The sequence below is a fragment of the Bacteroides sp. D22 genome, assembly GCF_000163675.1.
Taxonomy (GTDB): Bacteria; Bacteroidota; Bacteroidia; order Bacteroidales; family Bacteroidaceae; genus Bacteroides; species Bacteroides xylanisolvens.
In genome coordinates this window covers 25,636-34,212 of sequence record NZ_GG774804.1, presented here as the reverse complement: position 1 = coordinate 34,212, position 8,577 = coordinate 25,636, and the positions used below count along the sequence as shown (strand labels likewise).

The window sequence follows — 8,577 nt, the reverse complement described above, 5'->3', positions numbered from 1 at the left end:
GGCTTAATTATATAGCGTAGGGCAACGCCCTACGTAAAAACGACAATCTGAATTTGCGCCCTGAAAGGGCATAATTGTATACAGTTCCGCCCTTTCAGGGCTTGTGGCTGGTGTGTTTTTTTTCGTAGGGCGTTGCCCTACGCTATATAATTAAGCCCTTTCAGGGCACTCCGCAAAATTATCATTTACCTCATTTTTGCACCGGAATAAATCTATTTTTAAGGATGTGATTGTCCTGAATCAAATCCCCCAATTTTCAGACTGCGCCAGCAAGCTCTCTCATACATAAAAATAAAAATCCTCTTTCAATCTATCACCACTCTGTAAATACGATGAATAAAGAGTTTCAGAACGATGGTGATAGATTGAAAGAGGTATTGACAAAATCAATAGGGAGAAAAAGAATTATACTTCCTTTACAATTTTCCAATCACCAATACTTCTTGTCGCACTATCGAAGTTAACTCCTACTTTTACAACTTTCCGATGATCAGGCTGATAAGGAATAATATACCCCTTACTATTTATTTGCTCCAGTGCTTCCTCCGGGGTTCCATCTACCTTAAATGCAAAGACATAAATGGCATCTTGCATCTTTACTACCACGTCTGCCCGTCCGATTGCACTTTTCACCTCTGTATCTACATACTGCCCCATCAAACGGAACAACAAATAGAAAATTGTCTGATAATGTTTTTCCTGCTTATTTTCCAAATCATTGGGAATTGAAGCAAAGAAAGACCTTATTCTCTCCAGGCATTCGGTCAGTTTTCCGGCACGCAAATCCTTGATAAAAGAGACTACATAAAAAGTATTCTCACGGGCAGGTAAATGCACATACGCGGGCATAAGAGATTCTATGAATCCTTTCCGCACTTCTTTGTTAGGATAAGCCAGTGTGTAGAGTTGAAACTCCGGATCATATCCCTTGATGGTAAGATAGCCGCTTTGATAAAGTACAGGAAGAGGATCGGTAATAACACTCGTCGGCGCATCAAACTGCTCTGCAGTAGCCGTTGCACCATCCAATTCGCGAATGTCAAAATTACTCTGCTGCAATATATTAATTAAAAAAGTAGGTGTCCCGGTAGAAAACCAAAAATTGGCATATTTTTTCTGTGCAAAAGCATTGAACAAACTGAATGGATTGTAAATGTCTTCGCAATTCTCACTAAAATGATATCCGTCATATTGCTGTTTTAGATGGGTGCAAGCCTCCTCATAGGTTTCATTATTAGCTTGCGCCATCATTTCAATATCAGTTTTCAATTGTGTACGCAATTCCCGTTCGGTTATACCACAGATAGCACTATAATCATCTCTCATGCTGATATTCTGCAAATTATTCAGTTCACTGAAAATACTCATTTGACTGAATTTGCTAATACCTGTCAGGAAAAGGAAACGAAGATATTCTCCTTGCGCTTTCAAGGGACTAAAGAATTTCCGCATTTCTTCTCGAAGTTCATTTTGCAGTTCCGGCAAATGGTTACTGTCTAATAAAGGAGCATCGTATTCGTCGATAAGTACTACTACCGGTTTGCCCGTCTGTTCATAAGCACGACGAATCACTCCCCGGAAACGTTCCGCAGGCGTACCTTCTACTTCTTCCTTTCCATAGAGTTTTTCCCAATCGTATAGGTTCAGATTCAACTGTCCCAAAAGGTCGGAAAGTGCTGTGTACTTTGTCATACTGAAATCAAGGTGCAACACCGGATAGACATTCCACTCTTTCTCCAAACGCTCCATTGCCAAACCTTGAAACAATTCCTTCTTCCCCCGAAAATAAGCATCAAGAGTAGACACCAGCAAACTTTTTCCAAAACGACGGGGACGACTCAAAAAATAAACCTTATTGGTATTAGCCAAACGATAAATCAACTCCGTCTTATCTACATAAACGTTGTTATTATTGCGTAAGTCTTCAAAATTCTGTATCCCTATCGGGTATATTCTGAAAGTAGTATCCATAATGCCTATTCTTATAAAATTGAAATGTAGACAAATATAGGCATTAAAATATAGACTTCAAACAGTACGTACTGTTTTCTACACTTCATTCAGTTAAAAGCAACTATACTTATACTTTCCTCTTTTTAAAAGCAATGAAGTACAAGTACCCGATAATTTATTACCTTTATATAATTGATTTATAAAATCGGAGTATATGAGCACTAAAATTATTAACGGGTGATCTTATTCCAATCCCGGCCAGGCTTTTGTTGAATACGTAGCCTCAAGCGCATTTTCCAAATTATCATTTAGATTCGGAAAGAAATCAATTCCTGTCTTTTCTTCCAGTTCATCTATTGATAATGCATAGTCAACAAGTTTTATTATTTTTGACGGTTTACTGTCTGTATGTTCCATCCAAAAAGCAATTGCTTTGAAAGAATCTCCCTTTTTAAACAACAAAGCCATATAATAATATTTAGGAACAGGCTTGCTACGGTCGCCACCTATATATTCTTTGACTTGTTCTTCCTTATCAATCGTTCCGCCTTTTACTACATACAAGGTATCTGAAGCTGTACAGCTACGCCCCCATGACTGTACTTGTCCTTCCAATGCCAACCAAACACCTGTATTAAAATTGTTCCGTTGCGGACTCATATTCGTATAATAAAAGGTTTGGTCATTAGCTTCTTGTTGATAAAGTCTGTCGGCAGAAGCACAGAGGTGCCCTCTATCATAACCTTTTTTCCCAAAATCTACTTGAGTACGTTGATATTCCATATCAAGAGAAGGGTCCGGAATAAATTCATCACTACGAGTTGCCTCTTGCAGTCTAGTTTGATTATCGAATCGAAAAGCAATCCAACGGGAATGCTTCTTACTCTTATCGTATTCCATACTGAAAGAGGTTACTTTCTGCCCTTTGAAAGTAGTAGAGTGGGTTATGAATACATCGTTTGCTCCATTGCGGAGAGCAGGAAGTTCTACGATGCCGGTGGCAAAATTATTGGAGTTGTTGTTCTCGTCTTTATCACAAGCACAGAAGCTTATACATAATAAACTTAATACTATAATATTACATTTCATTTGATCAGCCATTTCTTCATTTCATATAAAAAGAACAAGAGAGGTCGCAGTTTATGACAACCTCTCTTGCAGTCATATAGATAGTTTATATCACTTGATATTAACACCAAAAATTATAGCTCTTTTATCACTAGTTGCCCCTTCAGTCGTGAACTTAATTGTAGTCGAAGCAGTAATTCCAGTCATTGTATATTCATAAAAGTCTGTATCTGCTGGAGTGATTGTAAATGGAGAGCTATTTGCCGCGCCAGCAGTCTTTCCATCCAAAGGAATCACTTTACTTGTTCCTCCTCCTTCGAACGTCCCACCATTTTCTATTATGACTGTCAATTGACCAGTTTTACCAGTCCAACCAACTGCAAAGAAAGACAATTTACTAGCTCCTGTTTGCAAAGCCGGAGAACTCCAAAAGCCTAATGCAGAACCTGTTCCAAGTTTTAAAATTGGATATTCTGTACCTTCAACAGTAACCTTTCCTCCAGATGCTTTATTAACATCAGTACTAGTACCTTCCGGCAATGCTATACTGCTAGTATATACCTTACCCGGTTCAGGTTCTTCACTACTTACAAACTCATGTTCGGTAATTGTCTTCATACCTGGGGCAGAGAATGCATATTTCAATACACCTTGAAGAAGGACCTCTTTTCCCAAATTTTCAGGATGGTCTACTAAGTTCAGTGCTGCTTTTGCCGCAGGACTATCGCTACCGAATCCAATAACCATGCATTTTTTATAATCAGTTTCATTGGCAGAACCCGCAATTACAAGTGCCGTTGCACGAATACCAGTTACTCCGAAAATAATATCTTCCGGTCCATCAACCGATGATGAAGCATTATCTGAATTAACACTTCCTACAATATATCCTTTTACCCAAGCAACAGTTGTACCAGTTGCAGTTGAAAGAGATAAAGCAGTAGTAACATCATATGGCTTTTCTTTAGTACCATCACCCACTGGATCCGGACCAGGTCCAGGACCTTCACCGGGTTCTACACCTACATATAAATTGTCAATCTGATAGGTTCCGCTGGCTGTTTCACTACCTACAAATTTAAATCCAATAAAACCAACTTTATCACCAATACTTGTAAGGTCACCTGTTAAAGTTTTAGCATCTGAATAACCTTCTGAATTTTGAGGTAAAGTACCTACATCTAGTAAAGTCTGCTTCAGATTGTTACCATCTTTCTCAAGGAAATAAACTTCTAATTTATTCCCATCTTTATAATATGCAGAAATACAGTCAAATGTAACCTTTTTCACTGCCATTTGAGCAGTATTCACAGCAGGAGTAACAAACCATGATATAATAGAAGACTCCTTACTACCATAAGCCGTTGCCTGAATAAGACCATTATTATTAAAAGGCTTACCTCTCCACGTTCTACTACCGACTTCTGCCAAATTCACATATCCTTCTTTTACATAATCCTTATCTGTTTCAGCATCATCAAAAGTATTAACTACCTGATTTACCGGATTAGATGGATCAAGCAATTCAACCAAACTACCACCCGGAGCTGGATCACCACCGTCTCCAATCTCTTTTCCATTAAGAACAGCAGCAGTAGGTGCTTTTACACCAGCTTGCTTAAAGTAGTTTTCTAATGTACCTTTAATAATAACAACTTGTCCCAGATTAGCCGCATTATCAACCAAATTTAATTGAGCCCGCAAATCTGTTCCGGCAACTAACTGTACAGGAATACATTTTTTGTAATCCTTTTCATTCACATCATCTGCAATCAAAATATTTGATGCACCAACAAAAGGAGCTTCAAACTTAGATCCATCAGCCAAAGATGCTCCATCTGCCGAACCTACAATATATCCTTGTACCCAAGCAACAGAACCATCTTGTTTCAATGAAGCAGTAGCTATATTATATGGATTTTCTTTCGTACCATCACCCGTCAATCCCGGAACATCACCTTCTCCCAATATATCATAAGGAGCCGGTACATCACTACATGAACTAAATGTGAACACCGCAAGCAGTGTCAAGAATAAAGCATTTAGAATCTTTTTCATAATTATATGTGTTAATTGAATTAATTATTTCGTTTGATATCGCTTAAAGTACGAACAACAACCTCCCACTGGTTATTGTAACGCAACAAAATACCTGTAATATTTACACTACCTTGCGGCATTACTTCCATTGAGAAGTTTGCATAAGCACTGGTATAAAGGAATAGATTACTTCCACTCTGCGTACCGTCAGCATAAGTGAAATAACGTTTTACTGAACCTTCATCTCCTGGAGCATAAGTCGCTGTTCCATCTGCTTCGGAAAGTTTTATATCTTTGAAAGTAACCAGTACCGGAGCTTCTTTCAAGTCTATAGCAGCAAGATTAGCTGGAGTAGTAATTTCAATCGGTGTCAGTTCTGGATAGTATAATTTAGGTTCATTAATCAGACGTACATGTTGTTTCCATACATATTCCGGCATACGGCCTACAGAATTATTATATACTGTTCCGATCTGTGCCTGTTTACGATAGCTACCTATCTGCAAACCCTTACAGTCGATTACCACTTTCTGTCCTACCGGGCAGAATGCATACAATCCGGTTGCATTAACACCAATAACGATAGCACCTGTCTCATCTGCCACCACGAGCTTCTTATACAAGTTTCCACTTTCATCATCGCAGGTAATTACCCCTTCAATACGCGTTTCACCTTCGATAGTCGTATAAGTATCTTTGCTTGTATCGATGAAATCATTGTATTTCTCTTTCAACGCCGCTATTGAAATCGTACGTCCTTCCGGGATCGAGTTATTGCCATAAGCATTTCCCGTCACCGGATTATCATAGTTCTCACAGGAAGTGAGGCCTGCGCCACATAGCAGTAATCCGGTACATAATATAGATAGTAATTTCTTCATAATTGTTTCTTCCTTTCTTTTTGTTTTGGATTGATAACTACACATTCTTAAAATCTATAACCAATGTTCAAGAAAGCATTGAACGGGAATGCGTAGAAATACTTAGAATTCTTGGAAAACTTGTAAACACGTGCGTCACCGTCTTTGTAATTATCATCACGGTTTTGTTCGAAACCACCTGTACGCAAATCTGTATTGTTCAGGATATTAGTCAAACTTAAATTGAGACTAATGCTCTTTCCATTGCGCAAACGGATATATTTTCCAATAGAAGCATCCAACATAAATCCGCCATCCAGTTTCTCCTGACCCGGTACATTGAGAACCGGATTTCCGTTAGCATCTACACCAGCACCATTCTTATCCAATACACTGCCAAGACGACGATAGCTTGAGAAATCGATATATACACGATCATAATAATTTCCTGTCAAATTGAAGAACCAACCTTTTACGTTATAATCCAAAGCAAGACTATAAGCAGAAAGCGGAGTGCCATTGGCACGCATACCTTTAGCATAAACACGGTCGAGGTTTGACTCATTCTCACTTTCATACGTCAACACAGCATCCGGATTATTGGTATACTTAGCTTCGCTCCAAGTACCGATAGCTGTTAATGACAGCTCACTTGTCAATTTAAAGGTAGCAGCAGCTTCTATTCCCCAATGTTCCTTTTCAATACCGTTCATAGAAAGATAAGTGAAACGTGCTTCGCTATCGTTATAGAAAGCATCCATTTCTACTTGATTCTGGAAACGAGTGTAATAACCCGTCAAACGTCCCATCACCCAAGGAGTATTGAAGTTGTAAGTCAAATCACCACCAATGATACGCTCTGTTTTCAAATCTCTCACAAAATCGTTCTTAATACGCGGAGCGATGAAAGAATTGTAAGCCAGCGGTGCACGTTCTTCATATCCGGCATTCAACGTAAAGGAATGATTGCCATTGATAGCCCAATTCAGACCAGCTTTTATACCGCCTTCCAGGAACTTCGCCGTACCGCTACTACCTAGTGATTTCAATGGCGCACGTCCGTTTCTCATCAAGCCATCACGGAACATTTGTGTAGATCCTATTTTACCGGAAGCAAAATAATTTAATGATCCACCATTATTACCCTGATAACGTACCCATGCGCTCTGCTTATTCACATAGATGTTATAGTCATAACCAAATTTATCACCTTCACCAATACGACGGTTAGGATTATCGAGGTCATTCTGCACCATGCTGGAACTAGCGCCATGGTCACGTACTGCGAACTTGTCGACATCCGTATAAAGTTGTCCACCCAGCAAGTCTTTCATTTTCTTATAATGCATACCTTTGGTTGTATTCACTGCAATTCCGGCAACATAGCTATTGCGCTCATTCCATTGATGATTGAATACAGAACTTAAGTTGAAAGCTAACTGGTCGTCGTGACGTTCTTCCACATAATAAAGCGTCTCTTTACCTAATGCATTCGCTTGTTTATTGGCAAAATAAAGAGCATCCCAATCCAACTGACGATAAGCTTTATTATTCTTCCAATTATCAGTAACCTCATTAAACTGCTGCAGTTCATCGGCAGTAGGAACGGATTCCCACACGTCGAAGATAGAGCTAGGCAACTTTTTATAATAATCCGGACGCGGATCGGCTGCATTACCATTCCAGCCCAAAGCACTTTTGCCATAATTGGAATATTTGAATCCGGCACTCGTCACCAGTTTCTTATTATCATCAATGGTGAAATTCCATGAAGCGATGGCTGATGGCTCGAACTGGCGTACAATACGCGCATTTCTTTTTTCTCCATTCTGATATCCCCAGTTCGGATTATAATAATGACTGTTTGCTAAATAATAGGCTTCTTCAGTTGCCGCCATTTGCTGCCCTCTCTCTGTAGGTGTTCCCCAAGTTGCCAAAGAAAGACTATGGCGATCATTGAATACTTTCTCTGCACCGAGGAAGTAAGAAAAAGAGTTGTACTTGATTCCTTCAATATTTCCCTCGTTACCCCAACGATATCCCAATGAACCGGTAAAGGCCCATCCATTATTCATCAGACCTGTAGAATAAGTATACATTCCACGCAAGATATAGTTGCGGTTACTACCTGATAAGGTTAGTTTTGAACCGGCCGCATATTGGCTGGCGCGTAAATTGATATTGGAAGCTCCCCCTATGGCTCCGAAAGTAAAGTTGTTAATTTCAAAAGGACCGATCCCCTCCTTATTACGGGTAGCATCGTTCAATCCTCCTATTAATCCGTAACTGAAACGTCCTGTTTCTGCATCATTAAACTGTACCCCATTGATATACATGTCACTATACTGGGAATCATATCCCCTCACACGAAATCTCATTGGGCTAAACAGATAACCTACATTTGACAGATAAACATCATTGTTAGAAGTGACCAATGCAGATGTGCTCTGTGCTGCATCATCATCCTCATTCAATTGTGATTCTGTAAACATGAAAGAAGCATTGTCCTCACGGGCGTTTTGCTTTGCCTTTTGCTGAGCAAAAAGTGCTGGCATTAAGCAAAATAGCACGATCGCTAACCCTAGTCGTTGTTTCATAATTTAATTTATATTAATGTTAATTGGTCTTTCGCTTTGCAATACAAATGAAATAAGCT

5 protein-coding genes are annotated in these 8,577 nt (G+C 39.2%); all 5 read right to left on the bottom strand.

Annotated features, from left to right (window positions below; translation table 11 throughout):
- Positions 1-405: 405 nt before the first annotated feature.
- The 5 genes from HMPREF0106_RS14270 to HMPREF0106_RS14290 all read right to left on the bottom strand — a co-directional run bounded on the left by HMPREF0106_RS14270 (position 406) and on the right by HMPREF0106_RS14290 (position 8,518).
- A complete protein-coding gene (locus tag HMPREF0106_RS14270; protein WP_009039761.1) occupies positions 406-1,971 on the bottom strand; it encodes an ATP-binding protein in 1,566 nt (521 codons plus the stop codon).
- A 225-nt stretch (positions 1,972-2,196) separates the two neighbouring features.
- Positions 2,197-3,042: a DNA/RNA non-specific endonuclease gene (locus HMPREF0106_RS14275; RefSeq protein ID WP_032851286.1), complete on the bottom strand. Its 846-nt coding sequence runs from the start codon at positions 3,040-3,042 to the stop codon at positions 2,197-2,199.
- A 90-nt stretch (positions 3,043-3,132) separates the two neighbouring features.
- Positions 3,133-5,079, bottom strand: coding sequence for a DUF6359 domain-containing protein (locus tag HMPREF0106_RS14280; RefSeq protein ID WP_009039759.1), 1,947 nt, complete (start codon positions 5,077-5,079; stop codon positions 3,133-3,135).
- Between the two features lie 20 nt (positions 5,080-5,099).
- The gene (locus HMPREF0106_RS14285) at positions 5,100-5,942 is read right to left on the bottom strand and encodes a DUF5689 domain-containing protein (protein WP_009039758.1); all 843 of its coding nucleotides are present in this window, start codon (positions 5,940-5,942) and stop codon (positions 5,100-5,102) included.
- 47 nt (positions 5,943-5,989) lie between these two features.
- Positions 5,990-8,518 (bottom strand): TonB-dependent receptor, encoded by a 2,529-nt coding sequence (locus tag HMPREF0106_RS14290; protein WP_004299561.1) that lies wholly within the window; start codon positions 8,516-8,518, stop codon positions 5,990-5,992.
- Positions 8,519-8,577 lie beyond the last annotated feature (59 nt).